Here is a 24309-nt window from a genome sequence, read left to right as displayed (position 1 = left end):
AAAAAGGGGCCGCCTTTCGGCCCCTTTTTTGTCTTATCCGTTGTCGCCGCAGATGGTTTCGGGCGTCTCGCCAAAGGCAAGTGCACCAGCATCGCCGACCTTGGCCTGTCCGGCAAACAGCTTGTCGAGCCGCTCGCGCACATCGCGGCGATATTCGGGGCAGGCGACGGAGCGTGGTGCGGATATTTCGATATCGCAGGCGATGGCGTTCTTGATCCGGTCGATCGCCGGTTCGTCCAAAATACCCGATTCGCGCAGTTCAAGACAGAGCTGTAGCAATCCCGCCGCGGTCGCCTGCGCGCGCAATCCCACATTGGTGAGATCGAAATGCAGCTTCTTCTGCTTGTCCAGGTCCATCTTCATGATCCGCTCCTTTCAGTCTCTTCTATCTTACGCGGAAAGCAAGCGACGGAAAGCCTGTATGTTCCGCTGGGTCAGGATGCGGGAATCATGGGCCGGCGGGCTTGAGCGACGCTTGGTCGCCATGCTGCCTGTTCGCCTTGGATCGTTCCTCCAGATAGACCTTGATCATCGCGACGATCGGGTCGGCCAAGAACAGGCCGATGATGCCGAACAGCGCGCCGAACAGAATCTGCGCCGCCAGCACCAGCGCCGGCGCCAGGTCGACCGCGCGCTTGGCGACCATCGGCACGATCAGATAGCCGTCGACAATCTGCACGACCAGATAGACGCCCACGGCATAGAGGCCAGTATCCACGCCGCCGGAAAACCCCACCAGCACGATCAGCACGCCCGATATGATCGCCCCGATATTGGGCAGGAAGGCGAGCAGGCCTGTGAGGATGCCAAGCAGCCCCGCCATCGGCACGCCGAACACCCACAGCAGCAGCCAGGTGCCCACGCCTTCGACCGACATGCCGATGATCCGCCCGAACATCAGCCGGCGCAATGTCCAGCCCATCTTGTCGGCGATGGTGTAGAATTGCGCGCGCTTGTCCATCGGCAGCATCCAGGCGACGCCGCGTTCATAGAGTTTGGGTTCGGTCGCCAGGAAGATCGCCAGCACCAGCATCATCGCCCCGCCGGTGATCGCGCCGACGGCCGTGCCGAGCGCTGCCGTGACGCGCCCCATGGAACTCATCGCCTGCTGGGCCAGGCCTTTTAAATCGCTGGGCGTGGCGGTGATGCCCAATTGCTGCATCCAGCCGCCGATGCGCGTAACCTGCGCCTCGACGATGGTGCGCATCGCCTGCGCCTGTGCGGCCAGGCTGGACCCCGTCAGGTAGAAGGTCCACGCCAGGAATGCGACGGCGCTCAACAGGACGATGGCGAGGCGCCATCCCCGGCCGATCGGCAGGACCCGACCCAGCAGCCGCGATCCGCCGTCCATCATCGTGGCCAGCACCATCGCGCCCAGGATCAGCATCAGCGGCTGGGCCAGCAACGCGGCAAGGGCGATGGCGATCGCGACCCCGAACCAGACGCCGGCGCGTTTCAGTTCCTGCTGGACGAGCGGGCTGCGGACTTCGCTGGGGCCGGGTTCCTCGACATGCCTGTGCGTCTCGCTCAAAACCCCGTGCCCCTTTGGTCGTCAATCAGGGGCAGCAACGCTCCGTGGACGCAGGCTGTTCCCCGCCCGTCCGCTGCGGAAGGCATGGAACCAGCTGATCGGATTCCAGCTGGCATTGCCGTCCAGGCTGAAGGTGATGAATTCGGCCCGACCGCCGATCGCCTCCCACGGCACCGGCCCGCCCAGGCCATTTTCCGCCAACGGCGCGCGGCTGTCGGCGCTATTGTCGCGATTGTCCCCCATCAGGAAGACATGGTCGGCCGGCACGCGCACCGGGCCATACCAATCGAGCGCGCTCGGCCCCATGTCGATGGTGAGATAGGTCTTGCCATTGGGCAGGATTTCCTGCCGCACCGGCAATTCGCAATAGTCGCGACCGTCCGCGCCCCGCACGCGCGCGCCGGGAAACTGATCGGGCGAACAGGGCGCGTTGCCATCGACCGGCAGGCGCAGCGGCTTCATCGCCTTCTGCTTCACCGCCGTGCCGTTCAGGATCACCTGGCCGCCCCGCACCTCGATGATGTCGCCGGGCAGGCCGATCACCCGCTTGATATAATCCTCGCGCCGATTGTGGGGCGACACGATGACGATGTCGCCGCGCTGGGGCAGGCGGCCCAGCACCCGGCCTTTGAGGAAGGGCAGGGGGTGGAAGCTGGGCGAGACATAGGACCAGCCATAGGGGAATTTGCTCACCACCAGCCGGTCGCCGGTCAGCAGCACCGGCATCATCGATTCGGACGGGATATAGAAAGGCTTGGCGACGAAGCTATGAAATGCCAGCACCGCCAGGATGAGCAGCGTGATGCTGCGCAATTCATGCCACCAGTTGACGCCGTCCTTCTCCTGCTCCCCGGCGGGCGTGGCGCTGTCCTGGGGCGTGTCGATGGCCGGCATGGGCGAAGTCTCTTGGCGGTCGGCGGGGGGAAGGGTCACGAAGGCAGCGCCTCGATGATGACGAAGGCCTGGGCCCATGGATGATCGTCCGTGAGCGTCAGGTGAATGACCGGCCTATAGCCCGGCGGCACCATCGATTCCAGCCGCGCGAGCGCGCCGCCGGCCAACGCGAGAGTCGGCGCGCCGGACGGCGCGTTGACGACACCGATATCCTTCATGAACACGCCCGCCTTGAACCCGGTGCCCACCGCCTTGGAAAAGGCTTCCTTGGCGGCGAACCGCTTGGCGAGCGTACCCGCGCGGGTCAGCGGACGGCGCGCCGCCTTGGCCTGCTCCACCGGCGTGAAGACCCGCTGGATGAAGCGATCTCCGAAGCGATCGAGCGAATTCTGGATCCGTTCGATATTGCAGAGATCGGAACCAAGACCAATGATCACGCGAACATCCTCCCCTGGAAGGGGAGGTGGCAGCACGCAGTGCTGACGGAGGGGTGTCGCCCTCTCTGAAGCGGGATACCCCTCCACCATTCGCTTCGCGAACGGTCCCCCTCCCCTTGCAGGGGAGGATTTGGCTCTGCCATCACCGCGCCAAATCCATCTGCCGCCGCATTTCGCGGATGCTGCCTTCCAGCCCGCCGAAAATCGCCTCACCGATCAGGAAATGGCCGATATTGAGTTCGGCGATTTGCGGGATGGCGGCGACCGGGCCGACATTGTCGAAGGTCAGGCCATGGCCGGCATGCGGCTCGATCCCGTTCTTGGCGGCCAGCGCCGCGGCGTCAGCGATGCGGCGCAGTTCGCCCGCGCGCGCCGCTCCGTCGAGATGGGCATAGGCGCCGGTGTGAAACTCGACCACGGGCGCGCCAAGCCGAATGGCCGCGTCGATCTGCGCGGCGTCCGCCTCGATGAACAGGCTTACGCGAATACCGGCCTCGCCCAGCTTCTCGACGATCGGCGCCAGCGCCTCATATTGTCCCGCCGCGTCCAGCCCGCCCTCAGTCGTGCGCTCCTCGCGCTTTTCCGGAACGATGCAGGCGGCGTGTGGCTTGTGGCGCAGCGCGATCTCCAGCATTTCCTGCGTCGCCGCCATCTCCAGGTTCAGCGGCACGTCCAGCGCCGCCATCAGCATCGCGATATCCTCGTCGCGGATGTGACGGCGGTCCTCGCGCAGATGGGCGGTGATGCCGTCCGCGCCCGCCTTCACGGCCAGCAGCGCGGCTTTCACCGGATCGGGATGCGCCCCGCCCCGCGCGTTGCGGATGGTCGCGACATGGTCGATATTGACCCCGAGGCGCAGCGGCATGGGCATGGGCCTATTGCTTCCGGCTGCCGGGCTTGGTCGCGGGGATGGCCTCCAGTTCGGGCGGCAGCGCGTCTGCGTCATAGACCGGGAAATTGATCGACACGAGCGGGTAGAAGGGCACGCCCAGATCGACCTCGCCCGCCGACCGGTCGACCAGCGCCACTTCCCCGATCACGATGCCGCCCTCGGCCTCCACCGCCTCGATCGCCTGGCGTGACGACAGGCCGGTGGTCACGACATCCTCGACCATCAATATCTTCTGTCCCGGCGTGATGGCAAAGCCCCGGCGCAGCTCGAACGTCCCTTCCGGCCGTTCCAGGAAAATGGCGTCCCGGTCAAGCGCGCGGCCGACTTCATGGCCGATGATGAGGCCGCCCATGGCCGGCGACACCACCAGGTCGATCTCCTGCCGCACTTCGCGGGGCAGTTTCTGCACCGTGGCGCGGGCCAGCTTGCCGGCGCGCTCGGCGTTCATCAGCACCCGTGCGCATTGCAGATAATTGGCGCTGCGACGACCCGACGACAGAATGAAATGCCCCTCCAGCAGCGCGCCCGCCGCCCGGAATTCCGCCAATACGTCCTCGTCAGTCATGTCGCATTCAAATCCTGTCGCGCGGCCGGCTCCCTCTCGGTGGCCGGGCCGCCTTCATCCCATCGCCGCGCGCCCGCGCGCCGCCATGCCGCGCCCCTGTGCGCGAAGCAGCGAGATAGGCGGGCCGGGGATGCGTTGCAACAGCGAAGAAAATCTGCTCCATCTGTGCTTGAGGCGGCGGGAAAGCATCCCTATAAGCCGCCTCAGACCGAACGGGCGAGGACGGCAGAATGGATGCGTTTTCGTTGCAGCGGCGCCAAGGGGTTAGGGGTACGAAGACGCTATGATGAAGGTGAAATCGTTCATTCTCGCTGGTCTGCTGGCCTTTGCGCCGGCGATGGCGATGAATGGCCAGGCGCTTGCGCAGAATGAAGCGGCCGCATCGGTTGCCGCCACGCCGGTCGATGCCGATCCCAAATCCTCCGATCCCGGCGCGCCCGCCGATTCGGCCGACGCCAATGTCGCCAATGTCAGTGCGGCTGCCCCTGCGGCCAAGGTGGCGGCCCCGCCGCGCATGAAGCCGACCGAAGGCATTGGCATGCCGCGTCCTGGCGAAATCACGCTGCAGGAACAGTTTACCGATACCGGCAGGACCGCCCGCTGGCTGCACGACGTCATGCTGGTGCCGATCATCACCATCATCTCGATCTTCGTGCTGGTGCTGATGCTCTATGTGATGTGGCGCTATCGCCGCGCCGCCAATCCGGTGCCGTCCAAGACATCGCACAATACCGTGATCGAAGTCGTGTGGACGGTGGTTCCGGTGCTCATCCTGCTGGCGATCGCGGTGCCCTCGATCGGCCTGCTCGCCGACCAGTATCGCCCCGCGCCCAAGGATGCGCTCACGGTCAAGGTGACGGGCTATCAATGGTATTGGGGCTATGAATATCCCGACGCCGGCATTCCCGAATTCGTGTCGAACATGCTGCCCGAAGACAAGGCGAAGGCCAATGGCGAGCCCTATCTGCTGGCGCCCGACAATCGCCTGGTGCTGCCGGTCGGCCGCCCGATCAAGCTGATCATCACCGGCGCCGACGTCATTCACAGCTTTGCCGTGCCCTCGCTCTGGGTGAAGATGGACGCCGTCCCCGGCCGCCTGAATGAAAAGAGCTTCACCATCGACAAGCCGGGCGTCTATTATGGGCAATGTTCCGAACTGTGCGGCGCGCGCCATGCCTTCATGCCGATCGCGATCGAGGCGCTGCCGCCGGCTCAGTTCGACCAGTGGGTCCTCTCGAAGGGCGGCACGTTGAAGGGCGGCACCGCCGCTCCGGCCGGCCAGATGGGACCGCAACAGGGCAGCGCACTGCCCGGACCGCCGGCCAGCGACGCCGGCACGACGACGCTTTGAGAGGGGCAAGGCCATGACCACCATTACCGCAGATCATCATGGCGATCACGCCCATGGGCATGATCATGACGCCGATCACAAGCCAGCCTTCTTCCAGCGCTGGTTCATGTCCACCAACCACAAGGACATCGGCACCCTTTATCTGATCTTCGCGATCATCGCCGGCATCATCGGCGGCGCGATTTCGGGCTTGATGCGCGCCGAACTGGCGGAGCCGGGCATCCAGTATCTCCAGACCTGGGCGCGCTTCAGCGACGGGCCGTCGGCGACGCTGGATCAGGCCTATCATCTGTGGAACGTGCTCATCACCGCGCACGGCCTCATCATGGTCTTCTTCATGGTGATGCCCGCGATGATCGGCGGCTTTGGCAACTGGTTCGTGCCGATCATGATCGGCGCACCCGACATGGCCTTCCCACGGATGAACAATATCAGCTTCTGGCTGCTCATCCCTGCCTTCGCGCTGCTGCTCGGATCGACCTTCGTCCCCGGCGGCACCGGCAATGGCGCTGGCACGGGCTGGACGGTCTATGCGCCGCTCTCGACCAGCGGCTCGGCGGGGCCGGCGGTCGACATGGCGATCCTGTCGCTCCACATCGCGGGCGCGTCCTCGATCCTGGGCGCGATCAACTTCATCACCACCATCCTCAACATGCGCGCGCCGGGCATGACCCTGCACAAGATGCCGCTGTTCGTCTGGTCGGTGCTGGTCACCGCCTTCCTGCTGCTGCTCGCGCTGCCGGTCCTGGCCGCCGCGATCACCATGCTGCTGACGGACCGCAATTTCGGCACGACTTTCTACGATGCGGCGGGTGGCGGCGATCCCGAACTCTACCAGCATCTCTTCTGGTTCTTTGGCCACCCCGAAGTCTACATCATGATCCTGCCGGGCTTCGGCATCATCAGCCAGATCGTCTCGACCTTCAGCCGCAAGCCGGTGTTCGGCTATCTCGGCATGGCCTATGCCATGGTCGCGATCGGCGTCGTCGGCTTCGTCGTGTGGGCGCACCATATGTTCACCACCGGCATGTCGGTGAATGTAAAGATGTATTTCACCGCCGCCACCATGGTCATCGCGGTGCCCACCGGCATCAAGATCTTCTCGTGGATCGCCACCATCTGGGGAGGGTCGATCAGCTTCAAGACGCCGATGGTCTGGGCGCTGGGCTTCATCTTCCTCTTCACCGTGGGCGGCGTCACCGGCGTGGTCCTCGCCAATGGCGGCGTCGATGACGTGCTGCACGACACCTATTATGTCGTGGCGCACTTCCACTATGTGCTCTCGCTGGGCGCCGTGTTCGGCCTGTTCGCCGGCTTCTACTACTGGTTCCCGAAAATGTCGGGCAAGATGTATAACGAGTTCCTCGGCCAGCTCCATTTCTGGGTCTTCTTCGCCGGCGTGAACCTGTTGTTCTTCCCCATGCATTTCCTGGGGCTGTCGGGCATGCCGCGCCGCTACCCCGATTATCCCGAAGCCTTTGCCTATTGGAACGGCATCGCCAGCCATGGCTATGAAATCATGGCGGCGGGCATGCTGATCTTCTTCGTCAACCTGATCTGGTCGCTTGCGGCCGGCAAGAAAGCGGAAGGCAATCCGTGGGGCGAAGGCGCGACGACGCTGGAATGGACGCTGACCAGCCCGCCGCCCTTCCACCAGTTCGAAACGCTGCCCGTCGTCGATTGACGGACGGCACCGCAATGGACGGGGGGCTGGGACCTTCCGTCCATTTGCGCGACATCGGCGTGCGGGTGTATAGGCGCGCGCTGATCGCTTGAGGAGATTATGGCCAGTTCGCCTATATTGACCGGGGTTCACGCGCCCGTCCTGCCGGCTCATTGGCGTGACTTCGTCGCGCTGACGAAGCCGCGCGTGATGACGCTGGTCGTGTTCACGGGGCTGTGCGGTCTGCTGGCCGCGCCCGGCCATCTCCACCCAGTCCTGGCCTTCACCGCCATCCTCTGCATCGCGCTCGGCGCGGGCGCGGCCGCCTCGCTCAATCAATGGTGGGAAGCTGACATCGACGCCAAGATGAAGCGCACCGCGTCGCGTCCGCTGCCCGCCGGCCGCATGGACCGGCAGTCGGCACTGCACTTTGGCGTCGGCCTCTCCTTCTTCTCCGTCATCCTGATGGGCATGGCGACCAACTGGCTGGCAAGCGCCGTGCTGTCCGTGTCGATCCTCTTCTACGTCTTCGTCTACACCATCTGGCTCAAGCCCCGGACGGCACAGAATATCGTCATTGGCGGCGCGGCCGGCGCCTTCCCGCCCGTGATCGGCTGGGCGGCCGTGACCGGCGATGTCAGTGCGCTGCCTATCGCTCTTTTCATGCTGATCTTCTTCTGGACGCCGCCCCATTTCTGGGCGCTCGCCTTATTTGTGAAGACCGATTATGCCGCCGCCGGCATCCCCATGCTGCCCGTCGTATCGGGTGAAGTCGCGACCCGGCGGCAGATATGGTTCTACACCGCCATCATGGCGGTCGCGGCGCTCGCGCCCGTTCTGCTGAACCTCACCGGCGTCATCTACGGCACCACGGCGCTGCTGGGCACGGCGCTGTTCGCGCTGTTCGCCTTTCAGGTCTATCGCCGGCGCGAAAGCGATCCTGCGCGCATGAAGCCGGAAAAGCGCCTGTTCAAATATTCGATCCTCTACCTCTTCCTCCTGTTCGGAGCGGTGGTCGTCGACCGCTGGCTGCTGGCATGACGCCCGAAGAGCAGGATCTGGTGCGCGCCCGGCAAAAGTCGCGGTCGATCGTGACCGGCCTGCTACTCGGCTTCCTCGTCATTTTGTTCTTTGCCATCACGCTGGCGAAGATCGGCGCGAGCGACGCGATCTGATGGCCACGCTTCCGCCCTCGCCCTTTGATCGCGCCCGGCGCAACCGGCGGACCTTCATCGCCATGATCGGCGTCGGCCTCGCCATGCTGGGCCTCGGCTTCGCCTCGGTGCCGCTCTATCGCATCTTCTGCCAGCAGACCGGCTTCAATGGCACGACGCAGCGCGCCGACGCCGGCGTGGACGTGCAGCAGGCGACTGGCCACACGCTCTCGATCCGGTTTGATTCGAATGTTCAGCCCGGCATGCCCTGGCAATTCCATCCCGAACGCCCGACGCAGACCGTGACCGTGGGCGCCAAGTCAATGGCCATTTTCGTCGCCAGAAATATGTCGGATCGGCCCGTCACCGGCACCGCCAGCTTTAACGTCACGCCGACCCAGGCCGGCGCCTATTTCACGAAGATCGAATGTTTCTGCTTCACGCAGCAGACATTGCAGCCGGGGCAGGAAGTGCGGATGCCGGTGCTCTATTATGTCGATCCCAAGATATTGGCGGATCCCGACAATAAGGATACGCAAGAGATTACGCTGAGCTACACTTTCTACCCTGTTGAGCAGGGGCAAAAGGCGGGCTAAGGTCCGGCATAGAAAAGGAAACGGGGAAGATACGCATGGCAGGCGCCAAGAATCACGATTACCACATTCTTCCGCCCAGCATCTGGCCGTTCTTCGGCTCGATGTCGGCGCTGGTCATGGCGCTGGGCGCGATCATGTGGATGCATCCCGATGCCATGGGGCCGGGCGGCGGCTGGGTCTTCCTGATCGGCCTTGCCGGCGTGCTGTTCACCATGTTCAGCTGGTGGGGCAATGTCATCAACGAGGCGCATGCGGGCGATCATACCCCGGTGGTGCAACTGCATCTTCGCTACGGCATGATCCTGTTCATCGCGTCCGAAGTCATGTTCTTCGTCGGCTGGTTCTGGGCCTTTTTCGACTTTGCGCTTTTCCCTAGCCTCTTGCCGCCGATCGACGGGCTGTTCCCGTCCAAGGATATCGAGGTGATGAATGCGTTTGAGCTGCCTTTGCTCAACACGCTCATCCTGCTCTGTTCGGGCACGACCGTCACCTGGGCGCATCACAGCCTGATCCATGGCGACCGCGACGGCCTGATCAAGGGCCTGTGGTGCACCATCATCCTGGGCGCGCTGTTCAGCAGCATCCAGGCCTATGAATATATGCACGCGCCCTTCGGCTTCGGTGGCAATCCCTACAGCTCGGCCTTCTACATGGCGACCGGCTTCCATGGTTTCCACGTCCTGGTCGGCACGATCTTCCTGATCGTCAATCTGGTCCGCGCCTATCAGGGGCATTTCACCCCGCGCCAGCATTTCGGCTTCGAAGCGGCGGCCTGGTACTGGCACTTTGTCGACGTCGTCTGGCTGTTCCTCTTCGTCGCCATCTATGTCTGGGGCGGCTGGGGCGCACCGGTCCACGGCGGCTGAACCGGCACACGGACGATATCATAATCGGGATCGACGGCCGGCGCTTTACACGCCGGCCGTTTCTCTATCGGCAGCTATTGGGTAAGCATCCTGCATGACCGGACCGTCTCACCCTTCCATGCGAATCCCGATCCTGCCTACGCTGCTGGTCATCCTCGCCGTTCTGACGATGATCGGGCTGGGCCTCTGGCAACTGGATCGCCGCGCGGAAAAGCGGGACGCAATCGCTCTGGCGCAGGCCAATCCGCAGCGCCCTTCTGTCGCCTTTCCCATGCTGCCGCCGGTCGCGCCTGATCTACTATTCCGGCCATCGTCCGTCCATTGTCTGCGCGTCGTCGATTGGCGCGTGGAGGCTGGCCGGGCCGCTGATGGCAGCACCGGCTATCGCCATATTGCTGAGTGCGCCACCGGTGCGGAGGGGCCGGGTGTCCTCGTCGCGGTCGGTGTCGGGCAAAAGCCGGACCAGAGGCCGGACTGGCCCGGCGGGCAGGTTGCCGGCTGGATCAGCCAGGAGCCAGACCATCGCGCGCTGCTGACCCGCATCGGGGGGAAGGCACCGCCGCTCCGTCCGATGCTGATCGCCCGGTTCGCCCCGGCCGGTCTCAAGCCGCTCGCGCCGCCCAGCGCCGCCGACCTTCCCAACAATCATCTGGCCTATGCCGTGCAGTGGTTCATCTTCGCGGCACTCGCCATGCTGATCTACGGACTGGCCCTGCGCCGGCGCGGCACCGGGAAGCCCGCCTAAACGCTTGCTCCCCGCGCCCGCTGCCGCTACCGCGCATAGCCATCATGCAATATCAGAGCACCAGGGGGAGCGCGCCCGCGCTCGGATTTGAGGATGTGACGCTGGCCGGGCTGGCGTCGGACGGCGGCCTCTATCTGCCCACGCAGTGGCCGGCCTTCACCGCCGATCAGATTCGCGCCCTGGCGGGCCTCTCCTATGTCGAAACCGCCGTTCGGGTGATGACCCCGTTCGTCGCCGGGTCGCTTGGCGAGGACGAATTGCGGGAGCTGTGCACGGCCGCCTATGGTCGCTTCAGCCATCAGGCGGTGACGCCGCTGGTGCAGATGGACCACCGGCACTGGATGCTGGAACTCTTCCACGGCCCCACGCTCGCGTTCAAGGACGTGGCGCTGCAATTGCTCGGCCATCTGTTCGAACGATTCCTCTCGCGCCGGGACGATCATCTGACCATCGTCGGCGCGACCTCGGGCGATACCGGGTCGGCGGCGATCGACGCGGTGGCAGGACGGGCCAAGATCGATATCTTCATGCTCCATCCCGATGGTCGCGTGTCCGACGTGCAGCGTCGGCAAATGACCACGGTGCGCGCGCCCAACGTCCATAATATCGCGATCTCCGGCAGCTTCGACGATGCGCAGGCGCTGGTGAAGGCGATGTTCAACGATGCGGATTTCAAGAGCCGCTTCAACCTGTCGGCGGTGAACAGCATCAACTGGGCGCGGCTGATGGCGCAAATCGTCTATTATTTCTACGCCGCCGTGCGGCTGGGCGCGCCCGAACGCTCCGTGGCCTTTTCCGTCCCCACCGGCAATTTCGGCGATGTCTTTGCCGGCTATGTCGCCGCGCAAATGGGCCTGCCGGTCGCAAAGCTGATCGTCGCAACCAATGTGAACGACATTCTGCATCGCGCGCTGGGGGAGGGCGACTATAGCCAGGGCCAGGTCGTGCCCACCGCCACGCCCAGCATGGATATTCAGGTCAGCTCCAATTTCGAGCGGCTGCTGTTTGACGCGGGCGGCCGCGATGGTGCGGCGCTGGCTGACCAGATGCGCGGCTTTGAAACGAGCCGCGCCATGCGCCTTACCAATGCGCAGCGCGACGGCGCGGCGCGGCTCTTGTCGTCGGCGCGGATCGATGCCGACGCCATGACCATGGCGATGCGCTGGGCCTATGACGCGGCGGGCCATGTGATCGACCCGCACAGCGCGGTCGGCCTTGCCGCCGCGCGGGACGCGGACCTGGCCCCCGACATACCTGTGGTGACGCTGGCGACCGCCCATGCCGCCAAATTTCCCGATGCGGTGGAACGGGCGACCGGCCTGCGTCCGCCGCTGCCCGCGCGCGTGGGCGACCTGTTCGCGCGGGAGGAACGCTATGATCGCCTGCCCGCGACGTTCGAGGCGATCACCGCCTATGTCGCCGAACGCGCGACGCCGCGGCACGGAGCCGGTCCGGCTTGAACCTCACGACCCTCATCGGCGAGCCCTGGTCGGACTATGGCCTGATCGATTCGGGCAACGGCCGCAAGCTCGAACGCTATGGCCGTTTCCGCTTCATCCGCCCCGAACCGCAGGCGATGTGGCAGCCCGCCAGCGACGACTGGCGGGCGGACGGCGAATTCATTCCCGGATCGGATGAGGATGGCGGCGGCCGCTGGTATTATGAGCAGCCGGTGCCGGCCGATGGCTGGCCGCTGCACTGGAACGAGGTGACGTTCCAGTCGAGCTGCACGCCCTTTCGCCATCTGGGTTTCTTCCCCGACATGGCGCCGGTGTGGGATGATCTGCGCGGCGCGATCGCCGACAAGCCCGATGCCGAGGTCATGAACCTGTTCGGCTATACCGGCGTCGGCACGCTGGCCCTGTCGGCCGGCGGCGCGCGGATGGTGCATGTCGATGCCTCGAAGAAATCGGTGGCGCAGGCGCGCGCCAATGCCGCGCTGTCGGGGATGGAGGATCGGCCGGTCCGCTGGATCGTCGAGGACGCGGCCAAGTTCGTCGCCCGCGAAGTCCGGCGCGGCCGCCGCTATGACGGCATCCTGCTCGACCCGCCCAAATATGGCCGTGGCCCTGATGGCGAGATATGGCGGCTGGAGGAGGATCTGCCCGCGCTCATCGCCAATTGCCGCGCCCTGCTGGACGCCGACAGCCGTTTCCTATTCCTGACCGTCTATGCCGTGCGCATGTCGGCGCTGGCGATCGGTGAATTGTTGCGCCAGGCGTTCGCCGACCTGCCCGGCACGGTGGAAGCGGGCGAACTGGCCGTGCGCGAGGAACAGCGCGGCCTGCTGCTGCCGACCGCCATCTGGGCGCGCTGGCGGCGCTGATCGCTCCATCGGTCCTTTTCGGGTTGAGCCGTCCCGCCCGGTCCGGCATGACGCAGGGCATGCGTTTGTCCCTGACCTTTGCCACCGCTTCGTCCCTTCTGGTGCTGCTCGCGTCGTGCGTAGGCCCGCCCGCCTCTGCGCCAGCGCCGACGCGTGCCGCGCGCGCGCGCCCGGCGCCCGCGCCCCGGCCGGCTCCTGCGCCAAGCCCCTCACCCACGCCCGCCTCTGCGCCCGCGCCCGCAACGCAGGTTGCCGCCTCGACCGCCTGGGCCGATCGTCCGCTGACGCCGGGCAATTGGAGCTATCGCGCCGAACAGGGCGGCAGCATCGCGCGGTTCGGTCCGCCGGCCCAGCCGCTGCTGACGCTCCGCTGTGATCTGGCAAGCCAGCGCGTCGTCCTGACGCGCTATGGCGCAGGGCAGGGCGCGATGGTGATCCGCACCAGCTATGGCGCGGTCAGCTGGCCCGCCACCGCGCAGGGCGGCGCGCAACCGGCGCTGGTCGCCGCGCGCGCGGCCAGCGACGCCGTGCTGGACCAGATGGCCTATAGCCGTGGCAAGATCGCCGTCGACGCGCCGGGCCTTGCGCCTCTGGTCGTGCCGGCCTGGGCGGAAATCGCGCGGGTGGTGGAGGATTGCCGCGCCTGACGCGGGATCGGCGCCGCCCCGACGCGGACGCACAAGTATGATTCCAAAAAAGAATAATACAAGGCTTGAAGATCGCCTTCGTCTGATTCACATTCCGTCTTGTGGACGGATGCAGATAGGATTTTGCGGCGGCCACACGGGCTCAACATAGCGAAAGGAGGTGATCCGATGTCTCATGGTTCAGCAATGGGGTCGGTCAAGTCCATTCGGGGAATGCGCCGCTGATCGACGCGCAAGCGTCGGCAATGTCAGGGTGATTCCGGAGCCTTGCGTAGGCCGACATACAGGCCGCTCCTCCCCTGATAGAGCGCGATTCACCATTTCCCACTGGGCGGCGCTTCTGGCCGCTGACCATGTCAATGATGGGCCGTCGGGGATTATGTCGCCCGGCGGCCCCTCTCATTTTCACGGGCTGGACCTCACCGCTCGCTACCCCTGGCCTTCCCCCAGGCGCGCGCGGCGGTGTAGCCCAGATACCCCGTCCCAAACAGCGCATAGAGCGGTTCGGGCAGCGCGTTGAGATAGGCGCGCATCCCCGCCGTGATCGCGGCGGCCATGTCCGGGTTGATCCCCGCGATCAGCCCCATGGGAATGGACCAGAGCAGCAGCGCATAGATGACGTACAGAAAAGCCGGGCGCGCCCGCCGCGTCCATATGTCCGGCTGGGCCTCTCCTGTATCGCTCATGATCGCGCGCCCGAACCGATGCGGTTGGCGAGCCACCCATACAGAAACGCCTCATTGGCCGGCCGGCTTTCAGCGAGCGCGATATAGCGTTCGCCTTGCAGCGCCTCCATCGCCTTCAAAAGCACGATGTCCCCCGACGGCCCGCGCAGCGCCCGAAACGCGCGCAGGACGGCGAGCGTGCGCCCGCCCAGAAGGCGATCGACCTTGATGTCGGGATAATCCTTCTGGTTGCGATTAAGGGCATTGAGCGCGCGCTGCAAAAATCCCGTTGCGGTCGGCGGGCCCATATTGACGGCGGTGTCGAACAATTCGGCCGCCACCGGCCAGGATAGTTCCGCCACGAAGGCATAGCCCGGCTGCTCCCAGTACAGGCGGCGATACAGCGCTTCCGCCGTGGCGCGCGGCAATGCCTGCATCGCACCAAAATAGCCATTGTCGCGCGCGACCGCTTGCGTGATACCCATATTGGTGGCGCCGCCCCGGTCCGCGGGATGATCGCTATAGCCGCCTTCGCGCGCGATCACCTCGTCAATCAAATCCTGCACGTCCATGGGGGCCTCCTGCTTCGGTATGAGGCGGAGCATTTATCCCATATGGTTATCTGTAGGACAGCCGAAATTGGATTGACGCTCCATGTCCTTCATTTGTCCGCCTGGATGGCGCATTAGCCCACCGGAACGGAAGGCGTGCGCTTCGGTTTCTGCTGATTGGCATGAAAGGGATGGAATGATGTACAGGTCATTGGGCGAACATGGCCAAGTCCCCATTGCGGAAAGACGACCGCGATATGACGTCTGACCCCGAAGCCCTGGCTCGTTCCGTGCCGGCCGGCGAATTTCCCGACGGCATCAGCCCACGTAATTTTGTCGGCAGCCGCGCTGCAAACCCGTTGCCGCCGCTTTTCCTTGGCGCGATTTTGCTCGCGGGCCTTGCGGGTCTGTTTGGCGGCAAGCCCGACATGACGCGGCGGATCGACTCGGCCGATGCCAGACTTACCGTCAAGGCGCCCACCGTAATTCGTAATGGCATGTTCTTCGAAACGCTGGTCGAAGTGCGGGCGCGCCGGCCGGTCGCTCAACTCGTCATTGCCATGTCCGACCCGCTATGGCGGCAGATGACGATCAACACCATGATCCCGGCCGCCAGCGAGGAAAGCTATAGCGACGGCGCGCAACGCTTCACCTTCGCCCGCCTCGACGCAGGCGACACGTTCCGGTTCAAGGTCGATGGGCAAATTAATCCGTCGCTGCTGATCGGGAACCGGGGCGATATCACGATACTGGATGGAGAGCGCAGGCTGGTCTCCATGCCGGTGACGATGAAGGTGCTTCCCTGATGGACATCATCCTGCGCGCTACCGCGATGTTCTTCATCATGTATCTGTTGCTGCGGCTGCTGGGGAAGCGGGAACTCAGTCAGGTGACGCCCTTCGAACTGGTGCTCCTCATCGTCATGGGTGATCTGGTGCAGCAGGGCGTCACGCACAATGATTTCAGCGTGACCGGGGCGGCACTGGCGATCGGCACAATCGCCTTCTGGGCGCTGGCCTTGAGCTGGCTCACCTATTTGTCGCCCCGCGCCGAACGTGTGCTCGAAGGCGTGCCGCGCGTGCTTATTCGTAACGGCGTCATCGTTCAGGCCAATATGCGCCGTGACCGGATCACCGGCGCGGAACTGGAAATCGAAATGCGGTTGGCCGGTATCGCGCATATGCGCGATGTCGCCTGGGGCATATTGGAACCCAATGGCAAGATCAGCTTCATCCGACGTGAACGGGGCGGCGACACCGACAGCAAGCAGGAAGATGACGATGATCCGGTATGAGCACCGCCATCGGCCGTCGGCTCGTTCGGCTTCAATCGACCTGCCATACCGGTTCTGACCGGTCGATCAGTCCGCTGTCCAGCAGCGGCGCGGCGTCGATGTCCTGCGCGCCCATCAAGGATGACAACCGCTCGACGGACGCCAGGATCATCGCCTGTTCCCAGGGCTCCAATTTGCCGAAGCCATCGGTGAACTTCATCTGCAACGGGTCGGGCGCATTGGCCAGCGCCGCCACCCCGTCCGGCAGGATGCGCAAATGCGACTGGCGCTTGTCGCGTTCGCTGCGCTGGCGCTGGACATAGTTAAGCGCGACCAGCCGGTCGACGATCGTGGTGATCGTCGCCTGGCTGAAATGCAGCGCATGGGCGATGGCGCCCGGCGTCGCTGCATCGCGCGCATCAATCTCGCGCAGCACCAGCAATTGCGATGGCGTCAGGCCGGTGGCCGCCGCCAGCTGGCGGCTGCCAATCTCGGTAGCGCGCATGATACGGCGGAGCGCGCGCAGGGTCTGGGTGGCGATATCAGCATGCATATTTGGCTCCATAGCGGAACCAAAGCATGGCCACCAACATTGTCTTCGCTCCTTTTTACGCCGGCCAAAATACTTCGCACTGCAAAATAAAATTTCAACGGTGGGGTTGAAAAATTCGTCAAAAACGGCATATTCCGTGCCGTATCGAGAAGGCATCGAGTCCTTTGCCCAGAAAATAATTCGGGAGATGAACAATCTTCGACACCCAAGCTACAGCGGCCCTGCCGCCACGGGCTTCTGCGCGCCCTGATCCGGGCACGGGGCAGGATATCGGTTTCCGCAAGCCCGTCGCCACGGACGGGCCGGCCATCAGCGCGCTGATCGCGGCTTGCCCGCCGCTCGATCCCAATTCGGCCTATTGCAATCTGCTGCAATGCACCGATTTCGCCGACAGCTGCATCGTTGCGACACGCGACGGCTCGGTGGTCGGATGGGTGTCGGGCTATCGTCCGCCCGCCGCCCCGCACAATTTCTTCGTCTGGCAGGTCGCCGTGTCATCCGCCGCGCGCGGCCAGCGCCTCGCCAGCCGCATGATCGATGCGCTGCTGGCCCGGCCGGAACAGGATGGCGTCACGCATCTCACGACGACCATCACGGACGACAATGACGCGTCCTGGGCGCTGTTTCAGGGGCTGGCCCGCAAGTGGGGCGCGCCGCTGGAAAAGACCGCCCGTTTCGAACGCGAAGCCCATTTCGCCGGTGCCCATGCCACTGAATGGCAGGCGCGCATCGGTCCGCTGACCCCAAAGGGGCGGCCCCAACAGGAGGACATTTGAGCCATGACCACGACCCTTCTTCCCAAACCGACCTCGTCCATTCCCGACCGCGCTATTTACGAACGCCGTGAATCGGGCGTGCGCAGCTATGCCCGCTCGATGCCGCGCCAGTTCAACAAGGCGCAGGATGTGTGGATGCACGACACCCAGGGCGGCCGCTATCTCGACTTCCTGTCGGGCTGCTCGACGCTGAACTATGGCCATAATCATCCGGTGCTCAAGACCGCGCTGATGGATTATATCGCCAATGACGGCGTGACCCACGGTCTTGATCTTCACACCGACGCCAAGGAAGCCTTTCTCGAAACGCTCGAAGAAGTGATCCTTCAGCCACGAGGCCTGGACTATCGCGCCATGTTCACCGGCCCGACCGGCACCAACGCGGTGGAAGCCGCGATCAAGCTGGCGCGCAAGATTACCGGGCGCGAGCTGGTGATCGCCTTTACCAACGGTTTCCATGGCATGACGCTGGGCGCGCTCGCCTGCACCGGCAACGCTGCCAAGCGCGGCGGCGCGGGCGTGCCGCTCAATCACGTCGCCCATGAACCCTATGATGGCTATCACGGTCCGGACGTCGATACCGCCGAATTGCTGGAACGCCGCCTGTCCGACCCGTCAAGCGGGCTCGACGCCCCGGCCGCCATTCTGGTCGAAACCGTGCAGGGCGAAGGCGGTCTCAATGCCGCCTCGCCGGCCTGGCTGCGCAAGATCGCCGAGATCGCCAAGCGTCACGGCGCGCTGCTGATCGTCGATGACATTCAGGCGGGCGTCGGCCGCACCGGCAATTTCTTCAGCTTCGAAGGCATGGGCTTCACCCCCGACATCGTCACGCTGGCCAAATCGCTGTCGGGCATGGGGCTGCCCTTTGCCCTCACCCTGTTCCGCCCGGAACTCGACCAGTGGTCGCCGGGCGAACATAACGGCACTTTCCGGGGCAATAACCACGCCTTCGTCACCGCCACGGCCGCGCTGCGCCATTTCTGGAGTAACGACGCCTTTCAACAGGATATCGCCCGTCGCGGCGCATTGCTGGAGCGGCGGCTCGACGCGATGGCCGCGGAGCATGGCCTCTCGACCCGCGGCCGCGGCATGATGCGCGGCATCGACGTCGGGTCCGGCGAAATCGCCGGCACCATCACCGCCGCCTGCTTCGCGCAGGGGCTTATCATCGAAACCAGCGGCGCGCATGACGAAATCGTCAAGGTGCTGGCGCCCCTCGTGATCGACGACGCCGTCCTTTCGGCGGGTCTCGACATATTGGAGGAAGCCGTCCGTTCCGCCCTGACCGTCACCTATGGCGTCGCCGCAGAATAAAGGAGACAACAGCCATGTTCATCCGCAAGCTTCAGGACATCCGCAAGTCCGACCGCAACATCAAGTCCAAGGGCTGGGAAAGCGCCCGCCTTCAGCTGAAGGACGACAATATGGGCTTTTCCTTCCACGTCACGACCATGTACGCGGGCGAGGAATTGCACATGCATTATCAGAACCATCTGGAATCGGTCCTGGTGCTCAAGGGCACCGGCACGATCGAGGATCTGGGCGAAGGCGTGACGCATCAGCTGGCACCGGGCGTCATGTATGCGCTCGACAAGCATGACAAGCATATCGTCCGGCCCGAAACCGACATTTTATGCGCCTGCGTCTTCAATCCCCCGGTCACGGGCAAGGAAGTGCATGACGAAAGCGGCGCCTATCCCGCCGATACGGAGCAGGTGAAGGAACCCGCATTCGCCGAATGACCGGCGGTGCAATGGCCTTTCGTCCGTAGCGAGACCGGGCGAAAGGCCTGGCGCCTTCTTGAAAATCTCACATCAGCAAAAAAGGGGGAAGTCCCATGCAAGACGTCTACCCGTCAAGGCACGGCGACGTGGCGGAATTTCTGCCGCGTCTCGATCCTGTGGTCCACAGCGAATGGACGAAGGACGCGCCGCTCAGCCGCGAACAAACCGAACGCTTCGACCGCGACGGCTTTCTGGTTCTGGAGGATATTTTCTCCGACGCCGAAGTCGCCTTCCTTCAGCGCGAGGCCGGCAAGCTGCTGGCCGATCCGCAGGCGCTGGAAGATGAAACCGTCATCACCGAACCGGGCGGCAAGGAAGTCCGCTCCATCTTCAAAATCCACGCGCAGAGCGATGTGATTGGCCGGCTGGCCGCCGACAGCCGCCTGGCCGGCGTCGCGCAATATCTGCTGGGCGATCGCGTCTATCTCCACCAGTCGCGCCTCAACTATAAGCCTGGCTTCACCGGCAAGGAATTTTTCTGGCACAGCGATTTTGAAACCTGGCATGTGGAAGACGGCATGCCGCGCATGCGCGCTTTGTCCATGTCGGTATTGCTGGCGGAAAACACGCCCGATAACGGCCCGCTGATGCTGATCCCCGGCAGCCACAAGGCGTTCCTCACCTGCATCGGCGAAACACCCGACGATCATTATCGCCAGTCCCTGAAGAAACAGGAATATGGCGTGCCCGACGAAGACAGCCTGGCCGAACTGGCGCACAAGCATGGCATTGTCGCCCCGACCGGAAAGCCCGGTTCGGTCGTCATCTTCGACTGCAACACCATGCACGGGTCGAACGGCAACATCACGCCCTTCCCCCGCGCCAATGCCTTCATGGTCTATAATGCGGTCAGCAATCGTCTCGTCGCGCCCTTCGGCGTCGACAAGCCGCGCCCCGAATTCATCGCCGCGCGCGGAGAGCCTGCGGCCATTACGCCGGTCACGGGACTTTTGATGGAGGAGGCGCTGGCATGAGCGGCCAACATAGTGTGGAAAAAATCGGCGGCACGTCGATGGCGGCGACCGGCGTGCTGTTCGACAATGTCCTGATCGCGGGGCGCAAGGGCGCGGACCTCTATAACCGCATCTTCGTCGTGTCGGCCTATGCCGGCATGACCGACCTGCTGCTGGAACATAAGAAATCGGGCGAGCCGGGCGTCTATGCCCGTTTCGTCGCCGACGATGGCGCGGATGGCTGGCGCGATGCGATCGAAACCGTGCGCGATGCCATGCATGCGCGCAATGTCGATATGTTCGCGCGCGCCGAAAGCCTTGCCGAAGCCAATGGCTTTGTCGATGCGCGCATCGACGCGGTCGCCGCCTGCCTCGACGATCTGGCCCGCCTGCGCAGTCATGGCCGTTTCTGCGTCAAGGAGCAGCTGATCACGGTGCGCGAACTGCTTGCCGGGCTTGGCGAAGCGCATAGCGCCCATTCGACCGCGCTGCTGCTGCGCGATCGCGGCGTCAACGCCTGCTTCGTCGATCTGACATTGTGGGATCAGCAGGATATGCGCGGCCTCGACGAGCGGATCGAACAGGCGTTCGCGCCCATCGACCTTGCCACCACCCTGCCGATCGTCACCGGCTATGCCGGGTGCAGCGAGGGCATGGTCCGCCGCTATCAGCGCGGCTATTCCGAAATGACCTTTTCACGCATCGCCGTGCTGACGCAGGCGCGCGAGGCGATCATCCACAAGGAATTCCACTTGTCGAGCGCCGACCCCAAGCTCGTCGGCACCGACAAGGCGCGCAAGATCGGCCGCACCAACTATGATGTCGCCGATCAGCTTGCGAACCTGGGCATGGAGGCGATCCATCCCGGCGCCGGGCGCGGCCTGCGCCAGACCGACATTCCGCTGCGGGTCCGCAACACCTTCGACCGGGAAGATGGCGGCACGCTCATCTGCGGCGACTATGTGTCCGATACGCCCCGCGTCGAAATCGTCACCGGCATCCGCACCGCGCAGGCGCTGCAATTCTTCGAACAGGACATGGTCGGGGTAAAGGGCTATGACGCCGCCATCCTGGACGTGCTGACCCGCCATGGCATATGGATCGTCAGCAAGGCGTCCAACGCCAACACCATCACCCATTATCTTTCCGCCGACGCAGTCAAGGTGAAGCGGGTGATCGGCGACTTGCAGGATCGTTATCCCGACGCGTCCATTTCCGCCCATCCGGTGGCGATCGTCTCCGTCATCGGCAGCGACATTTCGCGCCCCGGCCTGATGCCCGATGCGCTCAAGGCCTTGGCGCAGGCCGATATCGACGTGATCGCGATGCAGCATCAGATCCGCAACGTGGATGTCCAGTTCGTCGTCGATGTGCGCCAATATGACGCCGCGGTCGCCGCGCTCCACCGCGCGCTGGTGGAGGATAATGACGAACCGGTAGCAGCGGAGGGCCGGCGCGCGGCCTGAGTGCCGCGCGCCGTCGGGCGCCTCCAGATGATAGCTGCGATCCGTCCCGTTCAAAGCCTGCTGCTCGCCATCTTCATGCTGATGGCGGGCAGCGGCTTTTTATCGACCCTCATCAGCCTGCGGCTGGAGCGCGCGGGCGCGGGCACCATGGCGATCGGCGCGGTCGCCACCGCCTATTTCGGCGGGCTGGTGGTGGGCGCGCTGCGCGCCGGTGGCATCGTGCGGCAGGTCGGGCATATCCGCGCCTTCGCCGCCTTCGTCGCGCTGCTGTCGGCCAGCACATTGTCCTATGTGCTCCTCGACCATCCCTTGCTGTGGACCGCATTGCGGCTGATCGACGGCGTCTGCGTGGCCGGCGTTTTCATCTGCCTGGAAAGCTGGCTCAACGACCGGGCGGATGTGGAAACCCGCGGCAGCATCCTGGCCGCCTATATGGTCGCGCTCTATTCCGGTCAGGCGGTCGGCCAGTTGCTTCTGGGCGCGAGCGGGACGCTGCCCGCCATTCCCTTCCAGATCGCCTCGATCCTCATTTCGCTCGCCATCATCCCGCTCTGCCTGACGCGATCGAGCGCGCCCGCGCCGCAGGCGGCGACGGCTTTTTCGCTGCGCTCGCTCTTCGCCGCATCGCCGCTGGGCGTCATCGGCGCAGTGACGACCGGACTGATGCTGGGGGCTTTTTACGGGCTGGCGGCCGTCCATGTCCGCCGCCTCGGCCTCAATCTGGGCGCGACCGCCAGCTTCATGATGATCGTCATTCTGGGCGGCGTCGCGATGCAATGGCCGCTCGGCCGCCTGTCGGACCGTTATGACCGGCGCGCCGTGATCGTCTGGAGCTTCGCCGCGACCCTGGCGGTCAGCATCGCCCTCTCGATGCTCAGCCGGGGCGGCCTGCCGCTGCTGGTGCTGGGCGCAGCCTTTGGCGGGCTGAGCTTCGCGCTGTATCCCCTTTGCGTGGCGCACAGCAACGACCGGTTGCTCGCGTCGGAACGGGTCGCGGCGAGCGGCCGGCTGGTGTTGCTCTATTCGGTCGGCGCGGCGCTGGGGCCGATGGGCGCGGCGGCGATGATGACGCTGGCGGGCGCCAGCGGCCTCTTCCTGTTCATCGCCTTGTGCGCCGGCGCGACACTGGGCTTTGGCCTGTGGCGTCAATTGTCCTCCGATCCGGTGCCCGCGCCCGAACAGCAGGATTTCCAGATCGTGCCGCGCACGACCCCGATGGCCTCGCTGCTTGACCCCAATACCGCAGATCATCTGCCTGATGGAGAGACGACATGACCGCAACCACCATCGCCGCGCCTCCCGGGGCGGCCGGGTCTGTCGATCAGGCGACGCTGCGCCGTGCGATCGCGGCCTCGGCGCTCGGCAACGCCACCGAATGGTTCGACTATGGCATTTATGCCTATGGCGTGACCTATATCTCCGCGGCGCTGTTTCCCGGCAAGGTGGATGACGCGGTCTTGTTCGCGCTCGCCACCTTCGCCATTTCCTTCCTCGTCCGTCCGCTGGGTGGCCTCTTCTGGGGGCCGCTGGGCGATCGCATGGGGCGCAAATCCGTGCTCGCGCTCACCATATTGATGATGTCGGGCGCGACGCTGGCGGTCGGGCTGATCCCCTCCTATGCCAGCATCGGTTTCTGGGCGCCGGCGCTGCTCATCCTGCTGCGCATGGTGCAGGGTTTTTCCACGGGCGGCGAATATGGCGGCGCGGCCACCTTCATGGCCGAATATGCGCCCGATGACCGGCGCGGCTTTTACGGCAGTTTCCTGGAATTCGGCACGCTGGCGGGCTTTTCCTTCGGCGCCTTGCTGATGCTCGGCTTCTCGCTGCTGCTGGGCGACGCGGCCATGCATGCATGGGGCTGGCGCATCCCCTTTCTGGTCGCCGCGCCCATGGGTTTGATCGGCATGTATCTGCGCGCCCGCATGGAAGATACGCCGATCTTCCGCGAGGATGGGCAGGCCAGCGGCAAGGCGGAAAGCCCCAGCCTTGGCCAGCTGCTGGAACGCCATTGGCGGCCGATGCTGGTCGTGGGTGGCCTCGTCGTGGCGCTCAATGTCGTCAACTATACGCTGCTCAGCTACATGCCGACCTATCTTCAGCGGCGCATCGGCCTCACCACCGACGAAGCATTGGTGGTGCCGATCATCGGCATGATGTTCATGATGCTCTTCCTGCCCTTTGCCGGGCATCTGTCCGACCGCGTGGGGCGACGGGCGATGTGGCGCGTGTCGCTGCTCAGCCTGCTTGTCGGGGTGGTGCCGCTCTATTTGCTGATGGCGACCGGGCTTGTGGGCGCGATCATCGGCTTCGTGCTGCTCGGCCTCTGCTATGTGCCGCAACTCGCGACCATTTCCGCCACCTTCCCCGCGCTGTTCCCGACGTCGGTGCGTTTCGCCGGCTTTGCCATCGCCTATAATGTCTCTACCTCGTTGTTCGGCGGCACCGCGCCCGCGATCGGCAGCGGGCTTATCTCCTGGACCGGCAACGAACTCATGCCCGCCTTTCTGATGATGGCGGCTTGCCTCGTCGGCCTTGTCGCCTTGCGCTACATGCCCGAAACGGCGGGCAAGTCCCTGCGCGACGACCCGTTCGCGCGACACTGACGCGCATAGGCAAAAAGG

28 protein-coding genes are annotated in these 24309 nt (G+C 64.6%); 19 read left to right on the top strand and 9 right to left on the bottom strand.

Annotation, left to right across the window (positions count from 1 at the left end):
- Positions 1–33 precede the first annotated feature (33 nt).
- The 6 genes from RLDS_RS42835 to pyrE all read right to left on the bottom strand — a co-directional run bounded on the left by RLDS_RS42835 (position 34) and on the right by pyrE (position 4319).
- Positions 34–363, bottom strand: coding sequence for a hypothetical protein (locus tag RLDS_RS42835; RefSeq protein WP_021226579.1), 330 nt, complete (start codon positions 361–363; stop codon positions 34–36).
- An 85-nt stretch (positions 364–448) separates the two neighbouring features.
- Entirely contained in the window at positions 449–1531 is a 1083-nt protein-coding gene (locus RLDS_RS42830) for an AI-2E family transporter (protein WP_021226578.1), read from the bottom strand.
- A 21-nt stretch (positions 1532–1552) separates the two neighbouring features.
- On the bottom strand, positions 1553–2425 hold the full coding sequence (lepB, locus tag RLDS_RS42825) for a signal peptidase I (protein ID WP_021226577.1): 873 nt from the start codon (positions 2423–2425) through the stop codon (positions 1553–1555).
- Between the two features lie 35 nt (positions 2426–2460).
- Positions 2461–2862, bottom strand: coding sequence for a holo-ACP synthase (acpS, locus tag RLDS_RS42820; protein ID WP_021226576.1), 402 nt, complete (start codon positions 2860–2862; stop codon positions 2461–2463).
- Positions 2863–3004: 142 nt separating this feature from the next.
- Positions 3005–3733, bottom strand: a complete 729-nt coding sequence (locus tag RLDS_RS42815) for a pyridoxine 5'-phosphate synthase (RefSeq protein WP_021226575.1) — start codon at positions 3731–3733, stop codon at positions 3005–3007.
- A 4-nt stretch (positions 3734–3737) separates the two neighbouring features.
- Entirely contained in the window at positions 3738–4319 is a 582-nt protein-coding gene (gene pyrE / locus RLDS_RS42810; RefSeq protein WP_021226574.1) for an orotate phosphoribosyltransferase, read from the bottom strand.
- Positions 4320–4602: 283 nt separating this feature from the next.
- Here pyrE and coxB point away from each other — a divergent pair, with 283 nt between their 5' ends.
- The 10 genes from coxB (at position 4603) to RLDS_RS42765 (ending at position 13667) form a co-directional block, all read left to right on the top strand.
- Positions 4603–5670 carry a cytochrome c oxidase subunit II gene (gene coxB / locus RLDS_RS42805; RefSeq protein ID WP_021226573.1) on the top strand — a complete coding sequence of 356 codons (1068 nt, stop codon included), beginning with the start codon at positions 4603–4605 and terminating at the stop codon, positions 5668–5670.
- A gap of 13 nt (positions 5671–5683) precedes the next feature.
- The gene (gene ctaD / locus RLDS_RS42800) at positions 5684–7354 is read left to right on the top strand and encodes a cytochrome c oxidase subunit I (protein WP_009822909.1); all 1671 of its coding nucleotides are present in this window, start codon (positions 5684–5686) and stop codon (positions 7352–7354) included.
- 99 nt (positions 7355–7453) lie between these two features.
- Positions 7454–8374: a heme o synthase gene (locus tag RLDS_RS42795; protein ID WP_021226572.1), complete on the top strand. Its 921-nt coding sequence runs from the start codon at positions 7454–7456 to the stop codon at positions 8372–8374.
- Complete coding sequence (locus RLDS_RS56525; protein ID WP_009822907.1) at positions 8371–8508, top strand: hypothetical protein; 138 nt, start codon at positions 8371–8373, stop codon at positions 8506–8508. Before RLDS_RS42795 ends, RLDS_RS56525 begins: the two co-directional genes overlap by 4 nt.
- The gene (locus RLDS_RS42790; RefSeq protein ID WP_021226571.1) at positions 8508–9083 is read left to right on the top strand and encodes a cytochrome c oxidase assembly protein; all 576 of its coding nucleotides are present in this window, start codon (positions 8508–8510) and stop codon (positions 9081–9083) included. The genes RLDS_RS56525 and RLDS_RS42790 overlap by 1 nt, the downstream gene beginning before the upstream one ends.
- Before the next feature lie 35 nt (positions 9084–9118).
- On the top strand, positions 9119–9949 hold the full coding sequence (locus RLDS_RS42785) for a cytochrome c oxidase subunit 3 (RefSeq protein WP_021226570.1): 831 nt from the start codon (positions 9119–9121) through the stop codon (positions 9947–9949).
- A gap of 94 nt (positions 9950–10043) precedes the next feature.
- Positions 10044–10694 carry an SURF1 family protein gene (locus RLDS_RS42780; RefSeq protein ID WP_031298343.1) on the top strand — a complete coding sequence of 217 codons (651 nt, stop codon included), beginning with the start codon at positions 10044–10046 and terminating at the stop codon, positions 10692–10694.
- Between the two features lie 44 nt (positions 10695–10738).
- Complete coding sequence (gene thrC, locus RLDS_RS42775; RefSeq protein ID WP_021226568.1) at positions 10739–12154, top strand: threonine synthase; 1416 nt, start codon at positions 10739–10741, stop codon at positions 12152–12154.
- A complete protein-coding gene (locus RLDS_RS42770; protein WP_021226567.1) occupies positions 12151–13020 on the top strand; it encodes a class I SAM-dependent methyltransferase in 870 nt (289 codons plus the stop codon). The genes thrC and RLDS_RS42770 overlap by 4 nt, the downstream gene beginning before the upstream one ends.
- Positions 13021–13079: 59 nt before the next feature.
- Positions 13080–13667 (top strand): hypothetical protein, encoded by a 588-nt coding sequence (locus RLDS_RS42765; protein ID WP_021226566.1) that lies wholly within the window; start codon positions 13080–13082, stop codon positions 13665–13667.
- 419 nt (positions 13668–14086) lie between these two features.
- On the opposite strand, the gene RLDS_RS42760 is transcribed toward RLDS_RS42765, so the two are convergent.
- Both RLDS_RS42760 and RLDS_RS42755 read right to left on the bottom strand, forming a co-directional pair.
- Entirely contained in the window at positions 14087–14353 is a 267-nt protein-coding gene (locus RLDS_RS42760) for a 3TM-type holin (protein ID WP_021226565.1), read from the bottom strand.
- Positions 14350–14904 (bottom strand): glycoside hydrolase family 108 protein, encoded by a 555-nt coding sequence (locus RLDS_RS42755; RefSeq protein WP_021226564.1) that lies wholly within the window; start codon positions 14902–14904, stop codon positions 14350–14352. Before RLDS_RS42755 ends, RLDS_RS42760 begins: the two co-directional genes overlap by 4 nt.
- Before the next feature lie 236 nt (positions 14905–15140).
- Between RLDS_RS42755 and RLDS_RS42750 the strand changes: the two genes are divergently transcribed.
- Positions 15141–15689 carry a hypothetical protein gene (locus RLDS_RS42750; RefSeq protein WP_152528061.1) on the top strand — a complete coding sequence of 183 codons (549 nt, stop codon included), beginning with the start codon at positions 15141–15143 and terminating at the stop codon, positions 15687–15689.
- Positions 15689–16177: a DUF421 domain-containing protein gene (locus RLDS_RS42745; protein WP_021226562.1), complete on the top strand. Its 489-nt coding sequence runs from the start codon at positions 15689–15691 to the stop codon at positions 16175–16177. The genes RLDS_RS42750 and RLDS_RS42745 overlap by 1 nt, the downstream gene beginning before the upstream one ends.
- A 31-nt stretch (positions 16178–16208) precedes the next feature.
- On the opposite strand, the gene RLDS_RS42740 is transcribed toward RLDS_RS42745, so the two are convergent.
- Positions 16209–16709, bottom strand: coding sequence for a MarR family winged helix-turn-helix transcriptional regulator (locus RLDS_RS42740; RefSeq protein ID WP_021226561.1), 501 nt, complete (start codon positions 16707–16709; stop codon positions 16209–16211).
- A 269-nt stretch (positions 16710–16978) separates the two neighbouring features.
- On the opposite strand from RLDS_RS42740, the gene ectA reads away from it, so the two are divergent.
- From ectA to RLDS_RS42705, 7 genes are all read left to right on the top strand, one after another.
- Positions 16979–17485, top strand: coding sequence for a diaminobutyrate acetyltransferase (ectA, locus tag RLDS_RS42735; protein WP_031298340.1), 507 nt, complete (start codon positions 16979–16981; stop codon positions 17483–17485).
- A gap of 3 nt (positions 17486–17488) precedes the next feature.
- A complete protein-coding gene (gene ectB, locus RLDS_RS42730) occupies positions 17489–18799 on the top strand; it encodes a diaminobutyrate--2-oxoglutarate transaminase (protein ID WP_021226559.1) in 1311 nt (436 codons plus the stop codon).
- A gap of 14 nt (positions 18800–18813) precedes the next feature.
- Positions 18814–19227 (top strand): ectoine synthase, encoded by a 414-nt coding sequence (locus tag RLDS_RS42725; protein WP_021226558.1) that lies wholly within the window; start codon positions 18814–18816, stop codon positions 19225–19227.
- Between the two features lie 95 nt (positions 19228–19322).
- The gene (gene thpD / locus RLDS_RS42720) at positions 19323–20243 is read left to right on the top strand and encodes an ectoine hydroxylase (RefSeq protein WP_031298338.1); all 921 of its coding nucleotides are present in this window, start codon (positions 19323–19325) and stop codon (positions 20241–20243) included.
- Positions 20240–21688, top strand: a complete 1449-nt coding sequence (locus RLDS_RS42715) for an aspartate kinase (protein WP_021226556.1) — start codon at positions 20240–20242, stop codon at positions 21686–21688. The genes thpD and RLDS_RS42715 overlap by 4 nt, the downstream gene beginning before the upstream one ends.
- Positions 21689–21715: 27 nt before the next feature.
- A complete protein-coding gene (locus tag RLDS_RS42710) occupies positions 21716–22963 on the top strand; it encodes an MFS transporter (RefSeq protein ID WP_031298336.1) in 1248 nt (415 codons plus the stop codon).
- Entirely contained in the window at positions 22960–24291 is a 1332-nt protein-coding gene (locus RLDS_RS42705) for an MFS transporter (RefSeq protein WP_021226554.1), read from the top strand. Before RLDS_RS42710 ends, RLDS_RS42705 begins: the two co-directional genes overlap by 4 nt.
- Positions 24292–24309: the final 18 nt, after the last annotated feature.

The organism is Sphingobium lactosutens DS20 (assembly GCF_000445105.1).
GTDB lineage: Bacteria > Pseudomonadota > Alphaproteobacteria > Sphingomonadales > Sphingomonadaceae > Sphingobium > Sphingobium lactosutens.
Note: the sequence above shows the minus strand (reverse complement) of the source record. Positions and strands in the feature narration are given on the sequence as shown.